The sequence below is a fragment of the Hydrosulfovibrio ferrireducens genome, assembly GCF_046883345.1.
Lineage (GTDB): Bacteria > Desulfobacterota > Desulfobulbia > Desulfobulbales > Desulfurivibrionaceae > Thiovibrio > Thiovibrio ferrireducens.
Map to the genome: position 1 here is coordinate 52,412 of NZ_JALKCW010000004.1, position 26,850 is coordinate 79,261.

Below are 26,850 nucleotides of genomic sequence, written 5' to 3' on the forward strand. Positions count from 1 at the left end.
GTCCCTTTTTGTCCGGCGCCTGGACTGGTGAGCGACAACAGCGCTTGCCCTCGACTCCCGTGAAAGAAATCATGAAAAACATCCAGTTCTCCCATGCTCTTCATGTCCTGCCGCTCTCCATGCTTTTTTGCGCCACCCTTGTCTGCGGCGGAATTCAGCCTCAACAGGCGTGGGCCAAGGAGGTTGCCCCGCCTCCGGCGCCGCCAGCGCAGGCAGTGCCCGTCGAGACTCCGGCTCAGGTCTGGCAGGAGGCTGAGGATGCGGTAAAGGGTGGGGATCAGGAAAAGGCGGCTTCGGCGTATCTGCGGTACTATGAAAAATTCCGTGAAGCGGAGCGGGCCGAGGAGGCGCTCTGGCTGGCGGCGCAAAACCTCAAACAGATGACGGAAAAAAGCGCCACCCCCCAGTGGAGCAGGGTTCGTGATGTTTTCCGGAGGTACGGCGCCGATTTTCCAAAGTCCGCACGAGCGGCCGAAGCGTATTTCGAGGTCGGCTACGCCCATTACCGCATGCGGTTTTACCGCGAGGCGCTCATCTACTTCAAGCTCTTCCTCAAGCGTTATCCAGAATCTCCCCTGCTGGACCAGGTGCGTTTGGCGCAGGCGGATACCCTTTTTGCCGTGGGCAGGGCGGCCGAAGCCTTGGATATCTATAAACAGGTCGCCGAATCCGGGCAGGAGGAGATCAAGGCCAAAGCCCTGATGGGGTTGGGGGAGCTCATGTCCGCCAACAAGGATCCTGTCGGGGCCTTGCAGACCTTTGCCACGCTTTTTGAAAAATATCCAGACTATCATCACCGGAATCCGGAACTGTTGCGCAAGCTTGGTTTTGTCTATCTGCGGGTGGGCAATGAGGAGGACGCCCGGAAATCGCTGTTCCATTATCTGAATCTGGCCGAGAATCCTGCCGACCGCGGGGAGATTTTTTTCGAGTTGGGCGAGAGTTATCTGCGGGGAGGGGATGGGCTTACAGCCCTGAAACTCTATGAGCGTATTCTCGACGATGAAACCCGGGAAGATCGAATCGCCGTGCTGGCACGATTTAGGCGGGCTGAATATATGGACAGCCCCGAGCGGAGAACGATCAAGGGGCAACAGGCCTCCGACCTCAAGGACCCCGAGGGGGACAAGCCGTTTCTGGCCGTGATCAAGGCGTATCCGGACGAGCCCATTACCCAGGATGCCCGCCGCGCCCTGTTTCTCCGCTATCAGGCCCGTGAAGACACGGGATCGGCGGCGGATCTCGGCCGAAGCTATCTGCACCATGACAAGCCGGGGCAAGCTGCCGGGAAAAAGGAAAATTTTTCCGGCAAAATTTTGCTCTATCTGGGGGAGGGGTATCTGGCGCGGAAGGAATACGACAAGCTTTATCAGTTGTATCTTGCCGAACACCATCATGTCCGCGCCTTGGACAACGGGCGCTTTCTCTATCTGGTCGGGCAGGCCCTTGAGTCGTTGTCCCTGCTTGATCAGGCCTCCGTGGTCTATTTCCGGGCCCAGGGTTTGGCCCTGTCCGACGAGGACAAGGCCGATCTCTATAGCCGCAGAACCGAGGTCTATCTTCTCCAGAAGAACCTGGCCGCCGCCAACAGGGTGCTCTGCTATGTGCAGAACATCTATAAGGATACGGAATATCTCGGGGAGTTCGATTACCTGGCCGGCAAGCTCAGTGAGCTCCAGGGGAAGAAAAAGGAGGCCCTTGCGCACTATACCAAGGCAACCGAGGCTGCGCCTGTTCCGGCAAAAATAAAGGTGTATGCGGAGGCGCGTCTGCGGATGCTGGCCAGCCTCGGCCAGTATGCCGAGGGGATTGATTTTCTTGCGCGCGCCCGGAAGAGGCAATGGCTGGGGGCGGAGTCTCTGCAAGGCTGGTACAGGGAGTTCGGCGACGGGTTGCTCGGGCAAGAAAAGGTCAAGGCAGCCATTGCCGCCTACCTCTCCGGCGTTAACGGAGACATGCCCAAGGAAACCAAGGCGGCCCAGCAGATTCATCTGCAACTGGGGGATCTGTTTCGCAAGGCCAGGGAAATGGAAAAGGGGCGTGGGCATCTCCAGAAGGCGCAGGCCGGTCCGGACGAGCTGCTGAGAAAAAAGGCGAAAAGTACCCTGAACCAGATCGAAATCGATCTGGGGAAAAAACCGAGAAGGGTTGCCCGGTGAACGCGAAGACGGTGCGATACCGTTTAGGCCGGAGCACATGATGGCGCAGGCGACCTTTGACACCCCGGAGCATTTGCGGGAATTCTTTTTTGCCATGATCGAAAGCCTGCCGGGCGGGATTTTGCTTGCTGACCGGCAGGGAAATCTGCTGGCGGTAAACCGGAAGGGGTCCCAGCTTCTCGGCCTTGCCGGGGCCTCCCTCCAGAACAGAACCTGCTGGGGACTCCTTGCCCAAAGATTCGGCCTGACCCATGAGCTTGCGGCGTTAACTCTGTCCGGGGGGCGGCTGCTCTGCGAGGTGTCGGCTTCTCCAGGCGGGGAGGAAAAGCGCTGCCTTCTCATCAGTCGCAACGATTTGCAAAGCCCGTTTCTGCATGTGGCCGGATTCTTTCTTTCCCTGGAGGATGTGACCTTTCCGGCGCTGATAGAGGTGCATCACGACCGGAGCAAACGGTTTGCCGCCATGCAGGAGATGGCCGAAGCCATGGGGCAGGAATTGAAGAACCCCTTGGGCAGCCTTGAGCTGTATGCCTCGATTCTCAAGCGGGAGCTGGCCGGAGACCCCGACAACGAAAGGGTTGCCGGCAGGATGCTTGGGGCGGTGCGAACCATGCATCATCTGCTGGATAATTTCATGACCTTCTCCAGATTTCCGCTCCCGCGGATGACCGAGCTGGATATGGTTGCGGTGCTCGGAAAAAGCATGGAAACTCTCCGTGAAATGGCCGGAGAGCATGGTATACTCATGGAGGCCCGGATTGAGGCGAAACAGGCCTTTCTCCTTGGGGATCAAGCCCTGCTGGCGCAGCTTCTGCTCAATCTCGGCCTGAATGCCATTGAGAGCATGCCGGTGGGCGGGACAATCTCCTTGAATCTGCGGACGCTGCCGCCGGACAGCGAGCACGGCGGTCTGGTGGAGATCCGGGTGCAGGATAGCGGGGAGGGGATTGCCCCGGAAAACCTGCGGAAAATTTTTGATCCGTTTTTCTCGACCAAGGGCAGGAATCGCGGCTTGGGGCTGGCCATCAGCCATGCCATTGCCGAGGCGCATCACGGCTTGATCGAGGTGGAAAGCGAACCGGGGCGGGGGGCAACCTTCAGGGTGCTGTTGCCGGCGGAACCCGGGACGGTACAAGAAATCAGCCGTAAATAAAGATACCAGAGCCGATGTCTGAACAGACGCATACCATACTGATTGTGGATGATGAGCAGAACATGCGGGTTGCCCTTTTTGAGGCGCTGAGCCGTAATGGGCACGATGTCGCGGTCGCGGAAAATGGCCAGATGGCCCTGGAGATGATCGCCAAGCATCCGCCGGATTTGGTGGTTACGGATATAAAGATGCCGGGCATGGACGGGCTTGAGCTCTTGCGGCAGGTAAAGGCGCTGCGTCCCGAACTGCCGGTGGTGATCATGACGGGTTTCGCCACGGTGGATACGGCGGTGGAGGCCATGAAGCAGGGGGCATTCGATTATCTGCTCAAGCCCTTTCCCGTGGAGGTCATCGAGGAGACGGTGGCCAGGGTCTTCGCCCTTGGGAGCAAGTTGCCGCAACCAAGCGCCAAGCCGGTGGGGCACAAGACAGGGGAGGTGGCGTCCCTTGAAAAACCTATTATCGGGAAAAGCCCAAAGCTGTTGCAGCTCATGGCCCGGGCTAAAAGCGTGGCCTCCAGCAAGGCCACCGTGCTCATCCTCGGTGAATCCGGCACGGGCAAGGAGGTCTTCGCCCGGTTTATCCATAATGAAAGCGACCGGCGAAACGGGCCGTTCGTGGCCTTGAACTGTGCCGCCCTGCCGGAAGGACTCTTGGAGAGCGAGCTGTTCGGCCATGAGAAAGGGGCCTTCACCGGGGCCATCGTTACCAAAAAAGGCAAATTCGAGCTGGCCGACACAGGCACCTTGCTGCTGGACGAGATCGGCGAGATCCCCTTGCACCTCCAGGCCAAACTCCTGCGGGTTCTCCAGGAGGAAGAGGTGGACCGGCTGGGGGGCAGGGCTCCCTGCAAGATTGATGTGCATGTGCTGGCCACCACCAATCGAGACCTGGAGCAGGCGGTCAAGGAAGGCTCCTTCCGGCAGGATCTCTACTACCGCCTGAACGTGATCCCTCTCAAACTGCCTCCCCTGCGCGAGCGGAGGGAGGATGTCGGTTTGCTGGTCGATTTTTTCATCCGGAAATATGCGGTGCAATACGGCAAGCCGGAGAAGAAGCCTTCCGCCGCGGTGTGGGCCAGGCTCGCCGACTATGACTGGCCGGGAAACGTGCGGGAGATGGAGAACCTGATCGAGCGGGCCATGCTTCTTTCCCAGGGTTCTGAGTTGGAGCTGTGGGATTTCTGGGATGATGTCGAGCCGCCCACCCGAATCGATGCCCCGGCGGTTGAAGCTTCCCCGCCTTCCGGCCATTTCGCGGTGGCGTTGGCCAATACCTCCGCGGCCATGGAAATCGGAACGCAGACCTTGCGCGAGGTAGAGCGTCAAATGATCCTGCAGGCTTTGCAGGCAAACGACAATAATCGGACACATGCGGCCGAGATTCTCGGGATCAGTGTCCGCACCCTGCGCAATAAATTGCATGAGTACCGTTCCCAGGGCATAATCGATTAACCCCCTTGCTGTTGATCTGCAGGGCCAGCATTGTTGACGGGGATCCGCTTTTTTGTCCTTTCATTTCAGTATGTTGCAAATTTATTTGTGCGCTTCCCAGATTTTTGCCCTTCCGCCGGACCCCTCCTTCCTTTTTGTAAAAATGGTTATTTTTGGCAATGTTTTGCTCTTGCGGAGGTCAAACGCTTGAGGCTGGCATTGTTTTTGCAAAGAAATATGGCAGGTTGATTGGCCCAGAAAAGGAGGAAGCCATGCCCATAAATACATTGTTCGACGGCAATATTGAAACCATGCGGCAGGCGCTCAGCTTGCGCCAGGAGCGGCAAGGGCTTATCCAGTCCAATGTCGCAAACTATGAAACCCCGGGGTATATGGGGCAGGATTTTAATTTTGCCAAGGTCATGCAGAGCGTGATGAGCGGCCAGGGGGAATTGGCGCGCACCAATAAGGGACACCTGCAGCTTGACGCCATGGAAGCCAGCAAAACCAGGGAGTTCGCCAGCGAGAAAAGGCCGGTGGACCTGGATCAGGAGATGGTGAGGATGGCTGAAAACCAGTTGATGTATCAGGCGATCGCCAAAATCATCGGCAAAAAATTCGATGGCTTGCGCTATGCCATTGACGAGGGAGGGAAATAATAGATGGATACCTTAACCGCCATGCAGATCAGTGGCTCCGCCCTCAAGGCGGAGAGAACCCGGCTCAACATCGCGGCCATGAATCTGGCCAATGCCAACACCACCCGGACCATGGAAGGCGGTCCGTACAAGGCGAAATCCGTGGTTTTCGCGGCCACGCCCGTGGAGGGCGTCAGTTTTCAGGATGCGCTCAATTCAACCACCGAGCGTCTCCGCAAGGTTGAGGTGGTGCAGATCTCGGAGGACAAGGCGCCGTTCAAGGAGGTGTATGACCCAACCCATCCGGACGCCGACGCCAACGGGGTGGTTCGCTTCCCCAACGTCAACGTGGCGGAGCAGATGGTGGACATGATGAGCGCCAAGCGGGCCTATGAGGCCAACGTGACGGCTCTGGATGCTGTCAAAAGTATGGCGCTCAAGGCCCTGGAAATCGGCAGGTAGTCGCCGGCTCGCCAGGGGGGTGGTTTTTCTCGGGTAAACCATGAGTAATTGGAGGTATTATAGATGAATACGATAGCCATGCAACCGGTCGCCCTGCCCGGAGCATCACAGATGAAAGCCCCGGGAGTTGCCGGGGCTGCGGATACGGGTTTTTCCGAAATCCTCAGCCGGTCCATCGCCGAGGTGAACGGCCAGAGCCAGGAATCCGACCTGCTGGTGAAAGGGCTTGCCGCAGGCGAGCACGCCAATATCCATGAAACCATGATCGCCATGGAGAAATCGGGCATTTCCTTCCGGATGATGACCAAGGTGCAGCAGAAGGTCATCGATGCGTACCGTGAGATCATGAGGATGCAGATTTAGTACCAGCGAAACTCTTAGGGAAAGGAACAGAACATGGCTACCCCAAAAGAAATTCTTGAGCAGATTGCTTCCATTGCCAAGGGCCTGAGCATGACCCAGAAAATCCTCGGCCTCGTGGTGATTGCCGTGGTGGTTGGCGGGTTGTTGACCCTGACCACCACAGGCAAGGAAACCTCCTACAAGGTTCTCTTCTCCGGGATGAATCAGGAGGATGCCGGCGAGGTGGTGGCGAAACTCAAGGAGCAGCGCATCCCGTACAAATTGTCCGAGGATGGCGCGGCCATCCTGGTTCCGGCCACGCAGGTGTACGAGGTCAGGTTGAGCCTGGCCGGCGAGGGATTGCCCCGGGGCGGCGGTGTCGGTTTTGAGATCTTCAACGAGACGAGCTTCGGGCAAACCGATTTTGTGCAGCGGCTCAATTACCAGCGAGCCTTGCAGGGAGAACTGGCGAGAACCATCCGGAATTTCCAGCAGGTCACCGAGGCCAGGGTTCATATCGCCACCCCCAAGGAGTCGGTGTTCATCGAGGACGAAAAGCCTCCCACCGCCTCGGTCAGCGTCAAGCTGCGCGGACGGGAAAAACTCAACCAGCATGAGATCCAGAGCATTGTCAACCTGGTGGCCAGCGCGGTTCCGGGGCTTACCACGGAAAATATTACCCTGGTGGATACCGCCGGCCGTCTACTCTACCGGAAACAGGCCGAGGGCGAGGGGATTCTTACCGGGAATCAGTTGGAGTACCAGATAAAGATTGAAGACACCATGCGGCAGAAGGTGGAAACCATGCTCGAGGAGGTGGTTGGCGTCAATCGGGCCAGGGCCCGGGTTACCGCGGAAATAGATTTCAACAAGGTTGAACGGACCGAGGAAATCTTTGATCCCGAGGCGCAGGTGGTGCGCAGCGAGCAGATGCTCACGGAAAACGATCAGCGCGGCGGCGCCAATCCCGAAGGAATCCCGGGGGTCAAGGGCGAGCTTGCCACCTTTGCCGAGGAGGGGGAGGCCGGCGCGGGAAGCGGGGCTGGGTACAATCGCAACAATGTTACCCGCAATTACGAAATCAGCAAGCAGACCAAGCACACCCAGGATAAGGGCGGGGCTGTCAAAAGATTGTCCATTGCCGTAATGGTCGATGGTTCCTACGAAAAGAGCGTTGACAAGGATGGGAAGACAAGTCTAAAATACCAGCCTCGCAGCCCTGAAGAAATGCAGAATTTGGACAAGTTGGTTAAAAATGCCATTGGCTATAACGAAGAGCGGGGCGACCAGGTGGAAGTGGCGAGTCTGCCCTTTGCCCTCTCCTCTGTTCCCGAGCCGGAGCCGGATCCCATGGAAAAATGGCGGGCAATGACGGAATGGCTGGCCATGCCGCTGGTCTATCTGCTGGTCGCGGTTCTGGTGATCCTCTTTGTTGTCAAGCCGTTCCTGAAGCTTCTCGCCTCCAAGCAGTTGGAGAGCCGCGCCGGCGGCATCGCTCCCCGGGCCGGCGGGCATGGTCCTGCCATCGGTGGAATTGCCGCCGAGGAAGAAGAGGATCTTTCCCTTGCCCCACGGGGGCTCACCGACCAGGAGCGGATCTATCGCCTGGCCCAAAGCGACCCTGACCGGGCCGCGGATCTGGTACGCCGTTGGCTGCGTGAAGAGGCCTAGTCCATGAGCAAGCCTGATAAAAAGAGCGGTGAATCCCTCACCGGCCCGGAGAAAGCGGCGGTCTTTCTGCTCACCGTGGGCGAGGATTTTGCCGCCCAGGTCTTCCAGCGGCTCGATCCCGAGGATATCAAGCATGTCGGCCGGCAGATGGCCAGGATCGACAAGGTCGACAAGGAAGACCTGACCGCCCTGGTCAATGAATTCAAGGCCGACACCGGCGACACCGACATCTTCCTTTCCGGCAACGAGATGCTGGAAAGCGCTCTGAAACGGGCGCTCTCCAGCGACAAGGCCAGCGAGATCCTTGAGGAGATCCGTTCGGATTGGAAGCTCACTCTTTTTCAGAAGGCGCGCAAGCTCGAACCCAAGGTGCTGGTCAACTTCCTGCGCAACGAACATCCCCAGACCGTGGCCCTGGTCCTCTCCGTGCTGGAGCCGACCCAGGCTGCCCAGATCCTCATGGAGTTCAACGAGGATATTCAGGTGGAAGTCATGATGCGCATGGCGGAACTCGATAAGGTAAGCCCTGAGATTCTCGTGGATGTGGACCGGGTACTGCAGGAAGAATTGCTCTCCGTTGAAGGCATGGAGGGCCAGCGTCTCGGCGGAGTGGAGGCCGTGGCCGAAATCCTGAACAATGCCGATCGCGGCCTGGAGGCCTCTATCCTTGAAGGTATTGAAGAGCAGCGCGAAAATCTGGCCGATGAAATCCGTCGGCTCATGTTCGTCTTTGAAGATCTCCTCAGCGTCGATGACCGGGGTATCCAGGCTATTCTCAAGGAGGTCAGCACCGACGACTTGAAGCTGGCGCTCAAGCTTGCTTCCGACGACCTCAAGGCCAAGATCTTTGGCTGCATGTCTTCCCGGGCCGTGGAAATGCTCAAGGAAGACATGGAGATCATGGGGCCGACCCGGGTAAAGGATGTAGAGGGCGCCCAGCAGGCAATAATCAAGATCGCCAAGCGTTTGGAGCAGGAAGGCAAGATCCAGCTCATGAGCGGCGGCGGCGGCGAGGACGAATTTGTCTAAGGTACTTAAACTACAGCAGAATCGTGAGGTGCAGTCCGCGCCAAGCATGGATACGGAGGAGTTCCTCTCCTTTGAGGACTTCTGGCAGGTCAAGCCCGGCAGCGCTGAAGCCAAGAGGCTTGAAAAGCACAAGTCGCCGCGGGAAATCGCCATGGAGGAAGCAGCGGAGATTCTTCGCCAGGCCGGGGATCAGGCGGAAACCCTCAGGCAGGAAGCCTACGCCGAAGGGTTTGCCAAGGGAGAAGCCGAAGGCAAGGCGGCCGGGTTGGCTCAGTATGAGCAGCAGCGGGAAGAACTGGCCGCGCTGTTGCGCGCCCTGGAAGGAGAACGGGAGGCTGTTCTGAGGCAGCATGAGGAAAGCATGCTCGCCCTGATCACCGCCATGGTGGATCGGCTGGTTTACCACGAGATATCGGTGAATCCCCTGGTTATCCAGGCCTGTTTGAAAAAGGCCATGGAGTTTGTGGTGGAAAACTCCACGGTGCAGATCCATCTCCATGGTGATGATTTCTCCCGGCTGAAAAAGGCGAGTCTGGAGGATTCCCGGCTGATCGAAGGCAAGAACCGGATCCAGCTTGTCGAGGATCCCAACATTGCGGTGGGGGGGTGTTTTTTGAAAACGGATTTCGGCGAGATCGACGCCACCCTGGAAAACAGCAAGACACGGTTGTATGCCGCGGTTGAGCAAGCCTTTATCGCGGCCATGGCTGCGGATAATACGGTGAGTCAAGAAGGCTGAAGGCTGAAGGCATAAAGACTAAAAAAAACTTTAGTCTTCAGCCTGAACAACTACAAATGGTAATAATCCCATGAACCTTTCCCATTGCCTCCAGGTTGCCCAAGATACCTCGCTCGTGAGCGTGGGCGGCCGGGTGAATCAGGTCATCGGCATGGTTCTGGAGAGCCTGGGGCCCGGAATTCCGGTGGGCAGCATCTGCGAGGTTTCGGTTTTCAAGGGCGCGAGCACGGTGCTGGCCGAGGTTGTTGGCTTTCGCGAAGGCCGGGTGCTGCTCATGCCCCTGGGCGAGATGCGCGGGGTTGAGCCGGGCAGCGCTATCCGGCTGGTGGGCGGGCAGGCCGGGGTGCCGGTGGCCGAATCCCTGCTGGGCCGGGTTATCGATGGTCTGGGCAATCCCATGGACGGCAAGGGACCCCTGCAGCCGGAGACCCAGTATCCCCTCTACGCCGAGCCCCTTAATCCCATGGAGCGGGAGCGTATTTTCGAGCCGGTGGATGTGGGGGTTCGGGCGATCAACGGGTTGCTGACCCTGGGCAAGGGCCAGCGCATCGGGATTCTCGCCGGGTCCGGGGTGGGGAAGTCCACTCTGCTCGGCATGATCGCCCGGCATACCGCAGCCGACATCAGCGTCATCGCCTTGATCGGCGAGCGCGGCCGCGAGTTGAAGGACTTTATCGAGCGGGATCTCGGCCCCGAGGGGCTGGCCCGTTCCGTGGTCGTGGTGGCCACTTCCGATCAGCCGCCCCTGGTGCGGATGCGCGGAGCCTATCTGGCCACGGCCATTTCCGAGTTTTTCCGGGACAAAGGCCGCGATGTGATCCTGATGATGGATTCCATCACCCGTTTTGCCATGTCCAGCCGGGAGGTCGGCCTGGCCATCGGCGAGCCGCCCACCTCCCGCGGCTATACCCCTTCGGTGTTCGGACAGCTTCCCAAGCTGCTGGAGCGGGCCGGAACCTGCATGGGCAAGGGGAGCATCACCGGCATCTACACGGTGCTGGTGGAGGGCGACGACATGAACGAGCCCATCGCCGACGCAGTGCGCTCCATTGTGGACGGCCATATTGTCCTGAGCCGCGATCTGGCGAGCCAGGGGCATTACCCGTCCATCGAGGTCATGAACAGCGTCAGCCGGTGCATGACCGATGTGGTATCCAGGGATCAGGTGCTCGTCGCCCGCAGATTTTTGGAGGTCATGGCCACCTATCGCCGCTCGGAGGATCTGATCAATATCGGCGCCTATGCCAAGGGCAGCAATCCGAAAATCGACAACGCCATTGCCATGATCGACCGGTTGAACGGCTATCTCAAGCAGCAAGTGGAAGAAAAGGTTTCCTTTGCTGAAAGCGGCCGTCAGTTGGCGGAGATTTTTGCCGGCGACGGCCAGAGCGTTCTTCCGGGCGCGATAAAATAATGAGAGGGCGAAATGGCGTATCATTTCAAGCTTGAAACGGTTCTCGGGCTGCGGCGTAATCTGGAAGAGCTTGCCCAGCAGAAACTGGCCAGGGAGCTTGCCCTGCTTGCGGCGGAAAAGCTGCGGCTTGCCGCGTTGCAGCAGGAGCGAAAGGAACTGATTGCCGAGTTTGAGGAAGAAAAGCACCGGAAAATGTCTGCCCCGGTCTTTGCTTTTTATGTGGAAGGGATCTTCCGCAAGGAGCAGGAGGTCGAGGCCGGTTTTGCCCGGGTGGAAGCCGGACAGGCGGCTGTTGTCCGGGCCAGGGAAGAGCTTGCCGCCAAGATGCGGGATAAAAAGGTGATGGAAAAGGCCAGGGAACGGGATTATCAGAAATTTCTCCTGGCCGCATTGAAGAAGGAGCAGAACGAGGCGGACGAGCAGATGGTGCTTCGTTTCGGACGCAAGGGGAATCTCCACTGAGCAGGGAAGGGGCGTTATCGACCCCGGATGGAATCATGAAAAAACGCAATTGCTGCTACCTCATATCAATTCTCGTCGTGTTGTTGACCCTGGTGGTGACCATCCCCGCCTTTACCCAGGAGGATAAATCTCCGGTCAAGCTCACGCCCCAGGAAATTTCCGTTTCCGTCCAACTGAAGGAGCGTGAAGACGCCGTGGCGGCAAAAGAAAAGGCCTTGGCCGCAAAAGAGAAGGAACTCGCTGCCTTGGCCAAGGAAGTGGACGAGAAGTACACCCAGCTCAATGCCCTGCAGGAAGACCTCAAGGGTCAGCTTGGCGGGACAGGCAAGACCCGGGATCAGCAGTTTAAGAATCTGGTCAAGATATACAGCGCCATAAGCCCGTCCAAGGTGGCCCCTCTGCTTGACAAAATGGAGGATGATGAGGTGGTGGAAATTCTGAAAGCCATGAAGGCGGAGGTGGTGGCAAAGATTATCCCCAAGCTGACCCAGGACAAAGCGGTGCGGGTGAGCAGACTTCTCGGCTTGCCCTGAGCCGCGTTGTTTAATTTTGGTTTTGTAGCCCCTTCGGCGTTTGGCCGGAGGGGCTTTTTTTGTCTGGAAAGTTGGCGGAGAACAACCTGCCTTGGCGGCTCTTGCAAAAGCCCTGAGCCTGTCGCAGGGTTCTTTTCTCTGGCAGAGTTGCATCATCCTCATCCTCCCCTACAAGTGGCGAGGGAACTGTGTCATTTGCCCTTCTTTTTCATCTCCCGGCAATTCTTGCCCAACCCAGCTCTCTTGTCCCCTGGTCTGTTTTGTCTGGAGGAATTCTTTTCCTCTCTTGCGGCAACAAGGGGTCATTCTTGGGGAATATCGGCGTTTTTAAAATTCTTTTAACGTGTTGATTCTTCGTTATTATATTCATTTCGTTGATTGTGTTGTTTCGGCATGGCACACCTTTTGCTTTGGTTGATTGTCAAGCGTGCTCCATACCATGCACGAAGGAAGATCAATTTTATCAGCGAGGAAATTCCGTGGACGCACTCATGATTCCCATTGTGCCGGCCCCCAAGTCCCAGATAACGGCGGCGGTGGAAGTGAAAACCCCCGCCGGCAAGAAAGCCGGGTCTAACTTTTCCGACTATATGGAAAAAAAGATGGCCACCGAACGGAGGGGCAAAAGCAGCCTTCTCGGCATGCAGAAAACCAAGGCCGCCCTTGCCTCCGCCGCTGATCGGAAGGCGGAGGCCGCTACTTCGGCAAAAAAAGAAGGGTCTGAGGAAGCAACAACCATGGCCGCTCTGTTGGGGCTGTTTGTCCAAGATCTCCAGAAGAGTGCGGCCGATCAAAAAATGGGGCCTGGCGAGTGGAAATTTCCGGTGCCTGATCCCGACCTTCTCCAGAAGATCGCCAAGGATGCGGGCATGAACGAAAGCCAGTTGAACGCGCTCATGGAAAAAATGAAGGGCCAGGACGGCACGTTGTCCCTGGTCGATTTCCTTGATTCATTTTCCCGCCATTTTCAGGCCTTGCAGGAGGAAGTGCCCGTGACCGCGCCGGAAACGGATCTGCCGCTTCTCCAGAGCTTTCTTGAGCGTCTTGGCGTGCCAGTCCCCGAGGTGAGCAAGATCAGCGATGCCTCGGTGCGAGGAGACAATACCCTTGATCTGCAAAAATTTCTTGCCGGCCTGCAGGGGTTGGCAGGGGACGGAATTACCGATATCACCGCGGTTGAAGCGGCGGAATTGCAGGATCTCCTTGCCAACGCCGGGGTCTCCCAGCAGTTGCAACGCGCCCTGTTGCCCGAACGCTTGCCGGTTGTTGAAGGTCTGGTCGAATCCGGCCCGCCGGTAACCCTTACCCTGGACCGGTTGAAAAACATGCTGGAGCAGGCCATTGGCGATGTGAAGGCCAACAAGCTGCAGGCTGACCCGATTGCCTTTCTTGCCGATCTGCAGGAGGTGTTGACCCGGTCCGGTTTTGAAACCAAGGGGCCGAGTCTTTCTTCCGCTGTTCAGGGGACGCTGGTTTCGGTTTTTGAAAAGCTCATGGAAAGCGTTGATCTTTCCAAGGTCAAGGTGCAACAGGGAGCTGCCGCGGATGCGGCGCAGGAAAAGAAGCTGGCCCAGGCCGAGGATCTTATGGCCACCGAAAATGCGGATGGTGCGCCGCTTCTTGACGGGGAAACCGCGGAGTTTTTTTCCGCCATGGGCAGGGACGGGCAGGGGGCGCAAAACGGTAAGAACGCCTTTGCCAGCGGGGAACTCTTTGTCGAAAGCAGCTCCGTCTTTCAAGCCGAAGGCGGTGCGGCTGCCAAGGGCGAGGCTGTGGGTCAAGCCGCTGTTTCAAGCCAGGCGGCACGGCCTTTCGTGCACGTTCCCAATATGCCCCACACCCTCCAGCAGCAGAGTTTCACCCTGCTTTCCCAAGGGGTTTTACAGGGGTTGCGCAACCAGGAGCATCATCTGGTTCTCAAGCTCTATCCCAAGGAATTGGGCGAGGTTAAGGTGGAGATGACGGTGCGCGACAACCAAGTGGCTGTTTCCTTCAGCATGGAAAATTCCAAGGTGAAGGCGGTGCTTGAAAGCAATCTGGAGCAATTCAGGGAAAACATGGAAAAGCAGGGGTTTGCCCTTGGCGAATGCATGGTGTCCTTGAACAAGGATAGCGACAGCAATGAAGCCTGGCAGCAGTTCCAGGCCGCTTCGCTGGAAAAAGGCGCTGGTCAGCGGAGGACAACCTTGGCGGACCTGCCCGAGAATATTCTCTACCAGCGGGCGCAGCCCGAAAATGGCCGTGAAAACGGTGTTGATCTGTTTGCCTGAAAACAAGAGAGGAAAAGAGCATGACTACCACAGCAAGCACCAGCGCAACCTTGCCGCTTCAGGACACCACGACCCTGTCCACCGTGGGCAAGAGCACCCTGGATCGTGACGATTTCATGACCCTGTTCATTACCCAGATGCAACATCAGGATCCGCTGGAGCCCATGGACAGCACGGACATGGCCTCGCAGCTCGCCCAGTTTTCCAACATGGAAGCCACCATGAAGATGTCCGATAACCTGGAAAAACTCCTTGGCTACCAGGTGTCGCAGAACAATCTCCAGCTTCTGACCCTGATCGGCAAAGAGGTGCAGGGGGCCGGAAACACCATGGGCGTGGTGGAAGGCAAGGTTTCGACCACGCAATATACCCTGGCCGATGCCGCCGAATCCTGCAGGATTGAAATTTATGACTCGGCAGGCCGCATGGCGGACACCGTTGAGCTTGGCTATGCCGCCTCGGGCGTGCATGATTTGACCTGGGATGCGACAACCCCCAGCGGGACCGTGGTCGCCGATGGATTGTACACCTACAACGTGGTTGCCATCAATGCCTTGGGGCAGAAAGTAGATGTTGATTACCGTTCAACCGGCCTGGTTACCGGAGTGAATTTTGACGGAGCCACGGCCCAGGTAACCGTGGATAAATCGATACCCATGAACGTGGCGGATATCTTGGTGGTGAAGTGAGACCCATGAACATTACAGCACAAGAAAACAGGAGGTAGCATAATGGGCGTTTCAAGTTCGTTGTACGCAAGTATCAGTGGTCTCAGCACCATGGGCAACGCCATGAGCGTTTTGGGTGATAACGTTTCCAACGTCAACACCATCGCCTTTAAATCGAGCCGGGCGACCTTTCAGGATGTATTGTCCCAGTCCGTTGCCACCGCAGCGGGCGCGGCCCAGGTCGGACGCGGTGTGACCATGACCACCATCGACGGCATCTTTGCCCAGGGCTCCTTTGAGTCCACCTCCACGGCCACCGATCTGGCCATCGGCGGCCAGGGTTTCTTCATGCTCCGGGCCGCGGGCAGCGCCGAGGCGGACATGTATACCCGGGCTGGGGAATTCCGTTTCGACAAGGAAGGCTTCCTGGTCAACCCCACCGGCAATTTTGTCCAGGGTTGGACCCTGGATACCACCTCCGGCGAGCGGCAGGGCACCATCGGCGATATCAACCTCGGCAAAACCACCCCTCCGGTTTCAACCACCGGTATCCAGGTTATTGCCAACGTGGATTCGCGCAAGAACAACGAAACCACCGAGCAGCGTCTGTTCGACGCCTGGAATGGCACCAACCCTTCCCTGCCGGTGCCCACTTCGCCAATCGATGCCAATGCCTATGAGTACACCACCGCCATCAAGGTGTATGACTCCGTGGGTGCGAGCCATGACCTCACCGTGTATTTCGACCGCACCACCAAGGACAACCAGTGGGAGTTCCTGGTCACCTGCGAGCCCAGCGAAGACCAGCGAGTGCTGAGCACCGGCCGTGACGCCACCGGCGCCCTGGACGGCACCAATGACGAGGCTTCCATCTACACCCCGGATTCCGCCTACAACTACCAGAACCATAAGGGGGCAGGCGCCCTGCTCTATGGGGTGCTGGATTTCTCCACCTCCGGCGCCATCAGCAATATGACCGCCTGGAACGTGCCGCCCGACGGTGAGGTGGACCCGGCCCAGAGCACCAACCTGCTTACCTTGGGCAATACGGACCAGTACTACTCCTTTGCCGCGAATTTCACCGGCGCTACGACCAACCAGATGATTGAGCTCAATCTCGGCGCCCGCTACAGCGGTCAGGCCACCGCCGTCAGTCAGGTTTTGGTCAGCGGCAGTGCAGCCTATGCCACCGCCGGAACCTCAACGCCCATCACCAAGGAAACCCTTTGGAATACGGTGTATGACTCCACCGGCACCCTGGTTGATACGATTACTCCGGCGGTGGTGACCTTTGCCGGGTATGATAACAGCGGAGTCGCAGTGAGCGGCACCTATACCCTCGCGGCAACCGACAAGGTACAGGATCTGCTCAATGCGCTGGATGCCACCTTTAAGGTTACTTCCACCATCGACGCCGCAGGGAAAATAAAGATGACCGATGCCACCGGCGGCGCCAGCGGCCTGGCTGTCACCACCTTTACCTTCAGCGCCGGGGCGAATCCCTTCGGCGCCAGCACCGCCACCACCAACACCTTTAATGTCACCACCGCGAAACAGCAGGTGGTTTCCACGGCTCGGGCCACCACAACCTTTCCCGGCACGACGCCGATCAATGCCAGCACCCCTTTGACCAGCGTATTCGACAGTACGGGGGTTGCTCTTACCGCCACGGATGCCCTGGTTTTTGTCGGAGCACGGGGAGACAATACCCCGGTGAATGCAACCTTTACGGCAGGCACCAACTTTGGCTCACCCCTTACTGCACCCAATAACCCTCCCACCATGCAGGATCTGCTGACCTGGCTGGAAGAGCAGTTTGACGCCGAGGCCTCCATCGATGGCGCAGGGCGTCTGGTGCTCACCGACCGGGTGGCCGATGATGTTGCGGCCGCCGGGTATCACAGTCAACTGGAAATTACCTCGATAACAAATGCTTTGCCTGGTGTTTCCTCTCCTTTCGGCGCCGGCCTCTTTACCACCATTGCCGCCGATGCCAGCGGCGAGGATGGCAGTCTGATCGGGGATACCATGAGCATCAATTTCAGCACCGAGGCGTTGTCCACCACCCAGTACGCCAACAGCTCAACCACCATCTTCCAGGATCAAAACGGATTTGCCGCGGGCTTTCTGCAGTCGGTTTCCGTTGATACCGCCGGAATCATCACCGGCAACTATTCCAATGGACAGGTGCTGCAACGGGCCCAGGTGGCTCTGGCCAGCTTCAACAACCTGGCCGGACTCAACAAGGAGGGCGGCAATATCTTCCGGGAAACCAGCGAGTCCGGCGCGCCCATCACCGGTCCGCCAGCAACCAACGGCTTGGGGACGATTTCGCCCAACTCGCTGGAGCAGTCCAACGTGGATCTCGGTGCGGAGTTCGTCAAGCTGATCACCACCCAGCGCGGCTTCCAGGCCAACTCCAAGATCATCACCACCACCGACGAGATGCTGGCCGATCTGATCAACATCAAGCGGTAATAGTCACACCCCAGGTCTCCTGCCTGATCCGGCGGTTCGGAATATTCCGAGCCGCCGGATTTTTTTTGTGGGTAAGACGATGTTTATGGGGAGACTCCCCTCCCTCGACGGGAGGGGCAGGGGGGTGGGTGAAGGTGCAGATGGCCTTATCTTGGCTAGCTCCCCCTCTCCTCAGCCCTCTCCCGCGGGGGGAGAGGGGGGGTTGCTTTAAACAGGTGCTTCGACGAGGCTCTCCTGAGTTTGTCGAAGGGCTGTTGTTGCGACCCCATCATGTTTGATTCAGAAAGATTGTGACAACGCCATGTGCTATCAAAATGTGATTGCATTCTGAGCGATGCTCCGCTATTATAGGGCATGAACAGTAAGCACAAGAAAACGCTTGAGGCAATTTTTGCAGTTCCGACATGTAAAACCGTGGAATGGAACCGTATCGAGGCTTTGTTTGTTGCGCTTGGTGCGGAAACCATCGAAGGCCGTGGTTCGCGGGTACGGTTTGTGATCAACAAGACGGTTGGCACCTTTCATCGGCCGCATCCTTCAAAGGATGCAAAGCCCTATCAGGTTGAAGATGCCAGAGCCTTTCTTCTGGCGGCGGGGGTAAAAGAATGAACACTATGAACTACAAGGGATATGCGGCCCGGATTGAGTTTGACGAGCGCGATGATATCTTCGTCGGCCATATAGTGGGCATCCACGATATCGTCGGGTTTCATGCCGATACAGTAAAAGAGTTGCATGCCGCCTTTGCAGAAGCGGTTGACGACTACATCGAAACCTGTGAAAGGATCGGGAGAGAACCGCAGAAACCGGCATCCGGCAAGCTCATGCTGCGGGTGCAGCCAGAGGTACACGCGGCAGCGTTACGAGCTGCGGCGCTTGCAGGCAAAAGCCTTAATCAGTGGGCGGCAAAAATCATTAAGGAGGCGGCGCAGGCATAGCGCGGAAGTGAGCTCCCTCTCCCGCGCGGGAGAGGGTTGGGGAGAGGGGGATGCCAAAGATTACCTGATCATCTGGATCAATTTTTCATACATCTCGTCGGCGGTGGAAAGGCTTTTGGCGTTGGCCTGGAAGGCCCGCTGGGTGGTGATGACGTCCACCATCTCCCTGCCGATATCCACATTGGACATCTCCAGGGTGTAGTTGGTGGCGGTGCCGAAGGATGGCTCGCCGGCGGTGCCGATCATCGCAATGCCTGCTTCATCCGAGGCAACGAAGTTGTTGTCGCCCACGGAACGCAATCCTTGCAGGTTCATGAAGTTGGCCAGCACCAGTTGGGCCTGGGTGATGTTCTGGCCGTTGGAATATTGCCCCGTGATAAAGCCCTGGCTGTCCACGCTGATGTCCTGGAGCCTGCCTTTGCCGTATCCGTTCTGGCTTTGATACAGGATCGAAGAAGGGGTCGCGTAGCTGGTGGTGGTCAACCCCGCGCTTTGATACCGGTCTTCAAGCTCAACGGTGAAGGTGGAATTCTGGTTGCCGAAGATCTGGGCAATGGCCGGGTCGGTGAGCGGAGTGGCCCCGCCGGCGTTGGCATGGGTGATCGAGGAGATCGCCAGTTGGCTTTCTCCCACTTGGGTGTCGGTGAGGGTGAGCCGGCCGTTGGTTATTCCCGCGGTGCAGGCAAATTGGGCCTCCAGCTCGGCAAGAAAATCCGCCACTGTTTGGGAAAAATTTACCGTGTAGGTGTATGAGGCCGCGGTTCCGTCGCCGGTGGTACCCTGAAGGGTGATCGTGTCACCGGCCTGCACGGTGTTGCCGAGACTGTCCGAAACCGTGTTCCAGGTGGAGGTGGCGCTGATGAGCCCCGAGGTGGTGGCGGAGCTGAAGGCCGGGGCGGGGCTGACCACCGCCAGCGGCTTGGGAGTATTGCCAAAGCTCAGGGTCGAGGAGTTGTTGACCGGGGTGCCGGTAAAGTTGAAGTCGAAGCTGTAGTAGGATTCGCCCCTGGCAAGGGTAAGCAGGTTGGTGACACCGGCCGGATCGACGTTGCCGTCGGGCGGCACGTTCCAGCACTGGATGTTGCTCAGGTCGCCGTTGTTTGAGAAGGAGAGCACACCGTAGAGCAGGGCCCCAGCCCCCTTGTCCGTTGCGCTGTCGTACCGGGTGCCGCCGGTGCTCAGTCGCTGATCCAAAGCGGGGTTACAGGTGACGAGAAACTCCTGTTCGTTGGGGTTTGCCGTTGCATCGAAATAGACGGTCAGATCGTAGGTGGTCGAGGGAGTCGAAAATGGAATGGTTTCATCGGCCGGGCCGTATATCTTCAGCGCGGTTTTAAAGTCGTAGTTGCTCGCGGCAATGGGTTGGGCGGTGTCGATCCCGTTCCAACTGTCAAACAGGGTAATCGGGCTGGCGGTTGGCTCTTGCAAGGCCGGATTGTTCTGGATGTTCAGCATCAGTTGCACCTGGCTGGTCGCCGATTGGGGCGCAATGCTCTTGACCAGGATATCGCCGACCGTGGTAGGCAAGCCGCTGGAGGCGCTCAGGTTATAGCCCTGCACGAACTGGCCGGTCTGGGTGGTCAGATTGTAGGCGTTGGGCTCGGCGCCCAGGTGATTCACCAGATCGAAGTTTCCGGAACGGGTGTAGGTGTTTGCCATGGTGGCGTCGGGAGGGCGCACCATGAAGAAACCCGGGCCGCTGAGCGCCATGTCCGTGGCCTTGCCGGTGGTTCCAAGCATGCCGTCGCTAAAGGAGGTCCCGATGTTGCCAAGCTGGACGCCGTGTCCCACGGAGATGGAGCCGAGGGTGGTTTCAAAGATGTCGGCGAACTGGGTTTGGCTTGTCTTGAAGGAGTTGGTGTTGACATTGGCGACATTGTTTGCCGTGACGTTGAGCTTCTGGCTCATGGCGTTTACGCCGCTTATGCCGTTGTAGAAAGATGCCAGTAAATCCATGGTGCGCCTCGCATGATGTTTTGGGTATGGAGCTGCCGCTTTGTTGTAAAGCAAAACTCGTGCCAAAAGGCATGGCGAGGCGACTTCGGTGTAAGTAGAGTGAGTTTGCCAGGACCTTATAACCCTTGAAAACTTCCCTCCCCTTGCGGGAGGGGTTGGGGGTGGGGGTGTTGCAACCTGCTGATATACTAGCAAGTTCCCACTCTCCTTCACCCTCCCCGCCAGGGGGGAGGGGATTAATGGAGTGTCGGTAAAAAGTTGCAAGGTGCCAGGTTGTTCGTGGTTGGCGCAAGGGGATCGCTTGTTCCGGGGTCGGGAAAATTTTTCCGAAACCGGAACAGGGAGGCAATGTTGTCCTATTGCAGAAACGCGTCGAAGATGGCGAAGGCCTTTTGCACTGCGGGCACATCCGCATTGAGCGTTAGATACGATTTGCCCGCGATCTCCTGGGCCACCAGTTCGTTGCTTGCGGGCAACAGGCCGCCCAGGGGCAGGTCGGTGGATTGCACCGCCTCGTCGATCTTGGCCAGCAATTCCTCGCTGGCCGGTTCCGGCACCCGATTGACGATGAGGCATTTTTTCTTGATCGTGACCCCCAAAGGGCCGGTGAGTTCGGCAATGCGTTTGGCGGTCATGATTCCCCGGGCCGAGGGGTCGGAGACCACGATGAGATAGTCGATATCGCGCAGGTTCATGCGGCTGAGGTGTTCCATGCCCGCCTCGTTGTCCACCACGATGTACTTGTAGTTGTCGGCCAGATGGTCCATGGTCATGGCCAGGTGCTGGTTGGCCGCGCAGTAGCAGCCCGGGCCGTCGGGCTGGCCCATGGCCATGAGGTCGAATCCGGAGGCTTCCACCAGGGCTTGGTGTACCTTCATCTCCATGTACTGGTCCCGGGTCATGTTGGGCGGCATATCGCCCTTGAGTTCCTTTCTGATCTGGCCGATGGTGGCGTTAAGCGTAAGCCCCAGCAGCTCGTTGAGATTGGCGTTGGCATCGGCATCCACGGCCAGGATGGGGGTCATGCCCCGTTCGGTGAGGTATTTGATGAGCAGGGCCGAGATGGTGGTCTTGCCGACCCCGCCCTTGCCGGCCAGGGCGATAATTTTAGGCATGTGATTTCTCCAGTGGGGAATTCTTTTAACGCAAAGGCGCAGAGACGCAGAGATGCAGAGAGAACTACAGGGAAAAGAAAACTTAGCGCCTTTGCGCCTCTGCGTTAATCTTCTTCATTTTTGATGAATCAACCCAATATAGGAATCAGGCCGGGGAATGTCAAACCCAAAGCCGGTCGGCAGGGCGAACCGCCCGGAATCCCGGCGATTTTACCTTGCAACTTGCGGGCGAGCTGGTATGTTTATCCGCTTAATTTCAACACTCAGCACTCGGCCCTTAGCACTCTGCACTAAGTTAACATATGGAGATCACCCATGGATTACCGGGCGACATTGAACCTGCCTCAAACCGATTTCAAGATGAAGGCCAACATGTCCCAAAGGGAACCGGAGGTTCTTAAGGCCTGGGAAGAGTCCAATCTCTACGCCAAGGTGCAGGAGCAGACCGCGTCCAGACCCCTTTACATCCTGCACGACGGCCCTCCCTATGCCAACGGCCACATCCACATGGGCCACGCCTTGAACAAGATCTTGAAGGACATCATCCTCAAGGCCAGGCGCATGGCGGGTTTTCATTGCCCCTATGTGCCGGGCTGGGATTGCCACGGTCTGCCCATCGAGCTCAACGTGGACAAGGATCTCGGCTCGAAAAAAAAGGAGATCGGCAAGCTCGCCTTCCGGGGCGCCTGCCGCAACTACGCCGGGAAATGGATCAAGCGGCAAAAGGATGAGTTCAAGCGTCTCGGGGTGCTGGGCGATTGGGAAAACCCCTATCTGACCATCGATTACAAGTACGAGGCGAGTATTGCCCGGGAGTTCAACCGGTTTCTCCTCTCCGGCGCGGTGACCCGCAGCAAGAAGCCGGTGCATTGGTGTTCCTCCTGCCGGACCGCACTGGCCGAGGCCGAGGTGGAGTATTACGACCATACCTCGCCGTCTATCTATGTGAAGTTTCCGGTGGCCGAGGATCTGGGCGATGCTATTCCCGCCCTGGCCAATCAGAAGGTCTCCGCCGTGATCTGGACCACCACGCCCTGGACCCTGCCGGCCAACCTGGCGGTGGCCTTCCATCCCGATTACCCCTATGCCGCGGTTCGGGTGGCAGGCGAGGTGCTGATCCTGGCCGAGGGCTTGGTGGAGCAGGCTTTGGCCGCATGGGGCATGAACGATTATGAGATCATCGCCACCTTTTCCGCCAGGCTGCTCGAAGGCCGGAAGTGCCGCCATCCCTTTCTCGATCGTGAGTCGCTCATGGTCCTGGCCCATTACGTGACCCTGGACACCGGCACCGGCTGCGTGCATACCGCACCGGGCCATGGCCGGGAAGACTACATGACCGGGATCAACTACAACCTGCCCGTGCTTTCGCCGGTGGGCAACGATGGCCGTTTCACCGAGGAGGCCGGACCCTATGCCGGGCTCTTTATCTTTGACGCCAATTCGCAGATCAACGCGGATATGGCAGCACAGGGCTCGCTGATCAAGGAGGCCAAGATCTCCCACAGTTATCCCCATTGCTGGCGCTGCAAGAAGCCGGTGATCTTTAGGGCCACCGAGCAGTGGTTCATCTCCATGGAGGCCAACGAGCTGCGCAACAAGGCCCTGGCCGCGATCAAAGACGTGCGCTGGATACCTCAATGGGGCATGGAGCGCATCCTCGGCATGGTGGAGAATCGGCCGGACTGGTGCCTGTCCCGCCAGCGCACCTGGGGCGTGCCCCTCACCGTGGTCTACTGCGGCGAGTGCGGCGAGGTGCTCAACGACGAAACCATCATGGGCCGCATCACCGGTCTGTTTGAAAAAGAGGGGGCGGACGCCTGGTTCAGCCATGAGCTGGCCGATTTCATCGGTCCGGATGCCAAATGCCGCAAATGCGGCTCCACTGACTTTATCAAGGAAGAAGACATCTTGGATGTCTGGTTCGATTCCGGGGTGAGCTACGCCGCCGTTTTGGAGGAGCGTCCAGAGCTGGCTGCGCCTGCCGACCTGTATCTCGAAGGCAGCGACCAGCATCGCGGCTGGTTCCAGAGCGCGCTTCTGGCCTCGGTGGGCACCAGGGGCATCCCGCCTTACAAATCCGTGCTCACCCACGGCTTTGTCGTGGACGGCCAGGGCAAGAAGATGTCTAAGTCCATCGGCAACGTCATTGCCCCGGAGGAGATCATCAAGAAGTACGGGGCCGAGATATTGCGGTTGTGGGTGGCTTCCGAGGATTACCGCGACGACATCAAGATATCCGACACCATCCTCCAGCAACTGGCCGATGCCTACCGCAAGATCCGCAACACGGTGCGCTTCATCCTCGGCAATCTCTACGACTTCGACCCGGCCACCAACACGGTGCCCGACAGCGAGATGGACGAGCTGGACCGCTGGGCTCTGTATCAGTTTGAGTTGTTGAAGATGAAGGTGCTCAAGGGGTATGAGGTTTTTGAGTTCCACCCCGTGTTCCATGGCCTGACCAATTTCTGCACGGTGAGCATGTCCGCCCTGTATCTGGATGTGCTCAAAGACCGGCTCTACACCCTGCCTGCCAATTCCCGCGAGCGGCGGGCCGCCCAGACTGCTCTGTATGAGATTGTCGATGGTCTGACCCGGCTCATGGCCCCGGTCCTCACCTTCATGGCCGCCGAGGTGTGGGATTTTCTCCCCGGTGCTGCCAAGCGCGAGGACAATGTCTGTGTCGCCCTGTTTCCGGAGCTGAAGCCGGAACGGGTTGGCGACAAAGCGTTGGCCGAGAAGTGGGACAAGGTTTTGCGGGTGCGGAGCGAATTGACCAAGGCTCTGGAGATTGCCCGGCGCGACAAGGTGATCGGCCATTCCCTGGAGGCGGAGGTGGTGGTGGCTGCTGCTGGCGAGCTGGGCGAGTTTCTGGCTGCTCATTGGGAAACCCTGCAAAGCGTGGCCATTGTTTCAAGGATGGAGCTGATGGCTTCCCTGCCGGAACCGGGCTTTGTCAGCACCGAATTGCCGGAGCTTTCCGTGCTGGTGCGTTCGGCCAGGGGTGAAAAATGCGAGCGGTGCTGGCTGCGTTCCGAGGAGTTGGGCAGCGATACCGAGCATCCCAGCCTCTGCCCCCGCTGCACCGCTGTGGTGAGCAATTGAAAAAGCCCGGCTCGCCCATCATTCCACTGGCCTGGCTGCTGGCGGTGGTTGTGCTCGATCAGGCAACCAAGGCTTGGGTTATGGACCGCTTTGCCATGTTTGAGCTGCTGCCCGTCATCCCCGGCCTGTTCAACCTGACCTATCTCACCAACACCGGGGCGGCCTTTGGCATGCTGGCCGGAGCCCAGACCATCTGGCGGCAGGTGTTCTTTGTCGGCGTGGCCGCGCTCGCCCTTGGGGTGATGGCTTTTTCCTACCGCCAGTTTCGCAACCAGGGCAAGATCTTTGCCCATGCCATCGGCCTGATCGCCGGGGGCGCGGTGGGCAATCTCATCGATCGGTTGCGTTTCGGCGCGGTGGTGGATTTTTTGGATTTTTATGTCGGCAGCCACCACTGGCCGGCCTTCAATGTGGCGGATTCAGCCATTTGTGTCGGGGTTGGCTTGTTCATTCTGGGCAGCTTGTTGTATCCGCCGCAGGAAAGTGAAAAATGAAAAGTGAAGAGTTCCGGAGCAACACCGAAGATTCTTGAGGTCCGGTGCTTCGACAGGCTCAGCACGAGCGGAATATATCAATACGCATAAAAAGCATCCGTTCGCCCTGAGCCTGTCGAAGGGTGTTTTGTTTGTCTTGCAACTGGCAGATATCACAAGAAAAAAATAAATGATCGGAGTTCGGTTATGGCAGTTGGTAGGTCGGGTAGAGCAAAGCGAAACCCGACAGTAACGTTATCGGAACACCTGATACTCGCCTCATACACAAGAATCTTCGCCGCCCGTGGGTTACGACGGCAGAGAAAAAAATCGCGCCTCTTGCCCGTGACCGGCGGTATTGTATCAGTTGCCTTCTGCGCTAAATTTATTGTGTCGGGTTTCGCTACGCTCTACCCGACCTACGACTGGCAGATATCACAAGAAAAAAAATAAATGATCGGAGTTCGGCATGGCAGAACAAAAAATAGCGGTTCTTTTTCCAGGGCAGGGCTCCCAGTTTCTGGGCATGGGCAAGGAATTTTTGGAAACGGACGCTGATGCCCGCGCCCTCATGGCCATGGCGGAAACAATCAGCGGCTTCCCGCTCACCCGCCTCTGCCAGGACGGCCCCATGGAGGAGCTGACCCGCACCGTGCATCTGCAACCGGCCATGACCGTGATGAACCTCATCTGCTGGCAGGCCCTGGCCAAAGCCGGAGTGAAACCGGCATTTTTTGCCGGTCACAGCCTGGGCGAGTACGGGGCGCTTGCTGCCGCCGGGATCGTGAGTGCCGAGGAGACCCTGGGTCTGGTCACCGAACGCGGCCGCTTGATGGAGCGCGAGGCTGCCGCAAATCCCGGCGGCATGCAGGCCGTGGTGAAACTGCCCATCGAGGCGGTGCGCGGGATCGTGGAAAGCGCCAAGGCTGCTGGCAAGATCACCGTGGCCAACCACAACTCCGCCGGACAGATCGTGATCTCCGGCGAGGAAGCGGCCCTTGCCGTTGCCGCGCCCTTGGTCAAGGAGAAGGGCGGCAAGGCGATTCCCCTCAAGGTGAGCGGCGCCTGGCACAGCGAGTTGATCGCCGGCGCGGTCCCGGATTTCGAGGCGGCCATGGCCAAGGTGACCTTCAACGCCCCGGCCACGCCGGTTCTCTTCAACGTCACTGCCGCTTCCGAGAGCGACCCTGCCGCGATCCGGCAGATCATGGCGCGTCAGATCGCCTCCACCGTCCGCTGGTTGGAGATTGTGGAGAAGCTGATGGCCGAGGAGGTGCGGGTCTTTATCGAGGTCGGCCCCAAGACGGTGCTTACCGGGCTTTTGGGCAAGATCATCCCGCCTGACTACGAACACCGCTGCTTCCAGTTTGATACCCCGGAAGGGCTGGGCAAAATGCTGGAAGAGCTGTAAGGAAACCGCAAGTCTGAAGGGAGAAAGGCGGGAAATCCTGTTCGGGTTCCCGCCTTGTCTGCCTGTCCATTCCAATACTCCCTTGTTCCTCTCCGCGCACGCCAACTATCCCCGTATTTTTTCAGCATTGACAATCTGTTAGGTGCATGCGATTGTAGCTGACGGTGCATACGTTGCCCGGAAATTGCGGCGAAACAGCGGACGAATAAGAATTCGCACGATTTATCCGTATTCCGCATAACATCCCACATTGCCCCGTAAGGGTGTGTAAAGAATTTTGTGTAAATGGTTTTTGTGATCAAAATTCCGGCAGCCTGTCTTCAAACATGATGCTGAACTGATTCAGCGCCGATTTCCAGTTTTTAATCGGCATCGTCCAGCGTTTCGAAATATTCGTCAGC

The 26,850-nt window shown here is 58.1% G+C and carries 22 protein-coding genes; 20 read left to right on the forward strand and 2 right to left on the reverse strand.

The genetic code is table 11. The features are described from left to right. Nucleotides 1-71 precede the first annotated feature (71 nt). From MWR57_RS00850 to MWR57_RS00930, 17 genes are all read left to right on the forward strand, one after another. On the forward strand, nucleotides 72-2,159 hold the full coding sequence (locus MWR57_RS00850; RefSeq protein WP_423122886.1) for a tetratricopeptide repeat protein: 2,088 nt from the start codon (nucleotides 72-74) through the stop codon (nucleotides 2,157-2,159). Between the two features lie 37 nt (nucleotides 2,160-2,196). Then, nucleotides 2,197-3,312, forward strand: coding sequence for a two-component system sensor histidine kinase NtrB (locus tag MWR57_RS00855; protein WP_423122887.1), 1,116 nt, complete (start codon nucleotides 2,197-2,199; stop codon nucleotides 3,310-3,312). Nucleotides 3,313-3,326: 14 nt separating this feature from the next. Next, nucleotides 3,327-4,766, forward strand: a complete 1,440-nt coding sequence (locus tag MWR57_RS00860) for a sigma-54-dependent transcriptional regulator (protein ID WP_423122888.1) — start codon at nucleotides 3,327-3,329, stop codon at nucleotides 4,764-4,766. A 251-nt stretch (nucleotides 4,767-5,017) separates the two neighbouring features. After that, nucleotides 5,018-5,404 (forward strand): flagellar basal body rod protein FlgB, encoded by a 387-nt coding sequence (gene flgB / locus MWR57_RS00865; RefSeq protein ID WP_423122889.1) that lies wholly within the window; start codon nucleotides 5,018-5,020, stop codon nucleotides 5,402-5,404. A gap of 3 nt (nucleotides 5,405-5,407) precedes the next feature. Continuing rightward, nucleotides 5,408-5,845, forward strand: a complete 438-nt coding sequence (gene flgC, locus MWR57_RS00870) for a flagellar basal body rod protein FlgC (RefSeq protein ID WP_423122890.1) — start codon at nucleotides 5,408-5,410, stop codon at nucleotides 5,843-5,845. Nucleotides 5,846-5,908: 63 nt separating this feature from the next. Continuing rightward, nucleotides 5,909-6,208 carry a flagellar hook-basal body complex protein FliE gene (gene fliE / locus MWR57_RS00875; protein WP_423122891.1) on the forward strand — a complete coding sequence of 100 codons (300 nt, stop codon included), beginning with the start codon at nucleotides 5,909-5,911 and terminating at the stop codon, nucleotides 6,206-6,208. A gap of 33 nt (nucleotides 6,209-6,241) precedes the next feature. Continuing rightward, nucleotides 6,242-7,858, forward strand: a complete 1,617-nt coding sequence (gene fliF, locus MWR57_RS00880; protein WP_423122892.1) for a flagellar basal-body MS-ring/collar protein FliF — start codon at nucleotides 6,242-6,244, stop codon at nucleotides 7,856-7,858. Between the two features lie 3 nt (nucleotides 7,859-7,861). Then, nucleotides 7,862-8,887 (forward strand): flagellar motor switch protein FliG, encoded by a 1,026-nt coding sequence (gene fliG / locus MWR57_RS00885; RefSeq protein ID WP_423122893.1) that lies wholly within the window; start codon nucleotides 7,862-7,864, stop codon nucleotides 8,885-8,887. Next, entirely contained in the window at nucleotides 8,880-9,626 is a 747-nt protein-coding gene (locus MWR57_RS00890) for a FliH/SctL family protein (RefSeq protein WP_423122894.1), read from the forward strand. Before fliG ends, MWR57_RS00890 begins: the two co-directional genes overlap by 8 nt. Before the next feature lie 70 nt (nucleotides 9,627-9,696). Further along, on the forward strand, nucleotides 9,697-11,040 hold the full coding sequence (locus MWR57_RS00895) for a FliI/YscN family ATPase (protein ID WP_423122895.1): 1,344 nt from the start codon (nucleotides 9,697-9,699) through the stop codon (nucleotides 11,038-11,040). Between the two features lie 12 nt (nucleotides 11,041-11,052). Further along, nucleotides 11,053-11,502, forward strand: a complete 450-nt coding sequence (locus MWR57_RS00900; protein WP_423122896.1) for a flagellar export protein FliJ — start codon at nucleotides 11,053-11,055, stop codon at nucleotides 11,500-11,502. Nucleotides 11,503-11,537: 35 nt separating this feature from the next. Next, entirely contained in the window at nucleotides 11,538-12,035 is a 498-nt protein-coding gene (locus MWR57_RS00905) for a MotE family protein (RefSeq protein WP_423122897.1), read from the forward strand. A 479-nt stretch (nucleotides 12,036-12,514) separates the two neighbouring features. Then, a complete protein-coding gene (locus MWR57_RS00910) occupies nucleotides 12,515-14,305 on the forward strand; it encodes a flagellar hook-length control protein FliK (protein WP_423122898.1) in 1,791 nt (596 codons plus the stop codon). A gap of 20 nt (nucleotides 14,306-14,325) precedes the next feature. Then, nucleotides 14,326-14,994 carry a flagellar hook assembly protein FlgD gene (locus MWR57_RS00915; RefSeq protein ID WP_423122899.1) on the forward strand — a complete coding sequence of 223 codons (669 nt, stop codon included), beginning with the start codon at nucleotides 14,326-14,328 and terminating at the stop codon, nucleotides 14,992-14,994. A 42-nt stretch (nucleotides 14,995-15,036) separates the two neighbouring features. Continuing rightward, entirely contained in the window at nucleotides 15,037-17,451 is a 2,415-nt protein-coding gene (locus MWR57_RS00920) for a flagellar hook-basal body complex protein (RefSeq protein WP_423122900.1), read from the forward strand. 354 nt (nucleotides 17,452-17,805) lie between these two features. After that, nucleotides 17,806-18,060, forward strand: coding sequence for a type II toxin-antitoxin system HicA family toxin (locus MWR57_RS00925; RefSeq protein WP_423122901.1), 255 nt, complete (start codon nucleotides 17,806-17,808; stop codon nucleotides 18,058-18,060). Further along, complete coding sequence (locus MWR57_RS00930) at nucleotides 18,057-18,389, forward strand: type II toxin-antitoxin system HicB family antitoxin (RefSeq protein WP_423122902.1); 333 nt, start codon at nucleotides 18,057-18,059, stop codon at nucleotides 18,387-18,389. Before MWR57_RS00925 ends, MWR57_RS00930 begins: the two co-directional genes overlap by 4 nt. 60 nt (nucleotides 18,390-18,449) lie before the next feature. Here MWR57_RS00930 and MWR57_RS00935 read toward each other — a convergent pair whose 3' ends face one another. After that, the gene (locus MWR57_RS00935) at nucleotides 18,450-20,345 is read right to left on the reverse strand and encodes a flagellar hook-basal body complex protein (RefSeq protein WP_423122903.1); all 1,896 of its coding nucleotides are present in this window, start codon (nucleotides 20,343-20,345) and stop codon (nucleotides 18,450-18,452) included. 356 nt (nucleotides 20,346-20,701) lie between these two features. Next, nucleotides 20,702-21,460, reverse strand: a complete 759-nt coding sequence (locus MWR57_RS00940; protein ID WP_423122904.1) for an ATP-binding protein — start codon at nucleotides 21,458-21,460, stop codon at nucleotides 20,702-20,704. Between the two features lie 315 nt (nucleotides 21,461-21,775). On the opposite strand from MWR57_RS00940, the gene ileS reads away from it, so the two are divergent. From ileS to fabD, 3 genes are all read left to right on the forward strand, one after another. After that, nucleotides 21,776-24,565, forward strand: a complete 2,790-nt coding sequence (gene ileS / locus MWR57_RS00945) for an isoleucine--tRNA ligase (RefSeq protein WP_423122905.1) — start codon at nucleotides 21,776-21,778, stop codon at nucleotides 24,563-24,565. After that, a complete protein-coding gene (gene lspA / locus MWR57_RS00950) occupies nucleotides 24,562-25,059 on the forward strand; it encodes a signal peptidase II (RefSeq protein WP_423122906.1) in 498 nt (165 codons plus the stop codon). The genes ileS and lspA overlap by 4 nt, the downstream gene beginning before the upstream one ends. 448 nt (nucleotides 25,060-25,507) lie before the next feature. Then, a complete protein-coding gene (gene fabD, locus MWR57_RS00955; protein ID WP_423122907.1) occupies nucleotides 25,508-26,449 on the forward strand; it encodes an ACP S-malonyltransferase in 942 nt (313 codons plus the stop codon). The last annotated feature ends 401 nt before the right edge of the window (nucleotides 26,450-26,850 follow it).

What these genes read in the sequence shown, in the direction of transcription:
- fabD (WP_423122907.1), top strand. Translation starts at nt 25,508, where the DNA reads ATGGCAGAACAAAAAATAGCGGTTCTTTTTCCAGGGCAGGGCTCCCAG.
- MWR57_RS00935 (WP_423122903.1), bottom strand. Translation starts at nt 20,345, where the DNA reads ATGGATTTACTGGCATCTTTCTACAACGGCATAAGCGGCGTAAACGCC.
- ileS (WP_423122905.1), top strand. Translation starts at nt 21,776, where the DNA reads ATGGATTACCGGGCGACATTGAACCTGCCTCAAACCGATTTCAAGATG.
- MWR57_RS00900 (WP_423122896.1), top strand. Translation starts at nt 11,053, where the DNA reads ATGGCGTATCATTTCAAGCTTGAAACGGTTCTCGGGCTGCGGCGTAAT.
- flgC (WP_423122890.1), top strand. Translation starts at nt 5,408, where the DNA reads ATGGATACCTTAACCGCCATGCAGATCAGTGGCTCCGCCCTCAAGGCG.
- MWR57_RS00940 (WP_423122904.1), bottom strand. Translation starts at nt 21,460, where the DNA reads ATGCCTAAAATTATCGCCCTGGCCGGCAAGGGCGGGGTCGGCAAGACC.
- MWR57_RS00925 (WP_423122901.1), top strand. Translation starts at nt 17,806, where the DNA reads ATGAACAGTAAGCACAAGAAAACGCTTGAGGCAATTTTTGCAGTTCCG.
- MWR57_RS00860 (WP_423122888.1), top strand. Translation starts at nt 3,327, where the DNA reads ATGTCTGAACAGACGCATACCATACTGATTGTGGATGATGAGCAGAAC.
- MWR57_RS00895 (WP_423122895.1), top strand. Translation starts at nt 9,697, where the DNA reads ATGAACCTTTCCCATTGCCTCCAGGTTGCCCAAGATACCTCGCTCGTG.
- MWR57_RS00855 (WP_423122887.1), top strand. Translation starts at nt 2,197, where the DNA reads ATGATGGCGCAGGCGACCTTTGACACCCCGGAGCATTTGCGGGAATTC.
- MWR57_RS00920 (WP_423122900.1), top strand. Translation starts at nt 15,037, where the DNA reads ATGGGCGTTTCAAGTTCGTTGTACGCAAGTATCAGTGGTCTCAGCACC.
- MWR57_RS00915 (WP_423122899.1), top strand. Translation starts at nt 14,326, where the DNA reads ATGACTACCACAGCAAGCACCAGCGCAACCTTGCCGCTTCAGGACACC.
- fliE (WP_423122891.1), top strand. Translation starts at nt 5,909, where the DNA reads ATGAATACGATAGCCATGCAACCGGTCGCCCTGCCCGGAGCATCACAG.
- fliF (WP_423122892.1), top strand. Translation starts at nt 6,242, where the DNA reads ATGGCTACCCCAAAAGAAATTCTTGAGCAGATTGCTTCCATTGCCAAG.
- fliG (WP_423122893.1), top strand. Translation starts at nt 7,862, where the DNA reads ATGAGCAAGCCTGATAAAAAGAGCGGTGAATCCCTCACCGGCCCGGAG.
- MWR57_RS00930 (WP_423122902.1), top strand. Translation starts at nt 18,057, where the DNA reads ATGAACACTATGAACTACAAGGGATATGCGGCCCGGATTGAGTTTGAC.
- flgB (WP_423122889.1), top strand. Translation starts at nt 5,018, where the DNA reads ATGCCCATAAATACATTGTTCGACGGCAATATTGAAACCATGCGGCAG.
- MWR57_RS00905 (WP_423122897.1), top strand. Translation starts at nt 11,538, where the DNA reads ATGAAAAAACGCAATTGCTGCTACCTCATATCAATTCTCGTCGTGTTG.
- MWR57_RS00850 (WP_423122886.1), top strand. Translation starts at nt 72, where the DNA reads ATGAAAAACATCCAGTTCTCCCATGCTCTTCATGTCCTGCCGCTCTCC.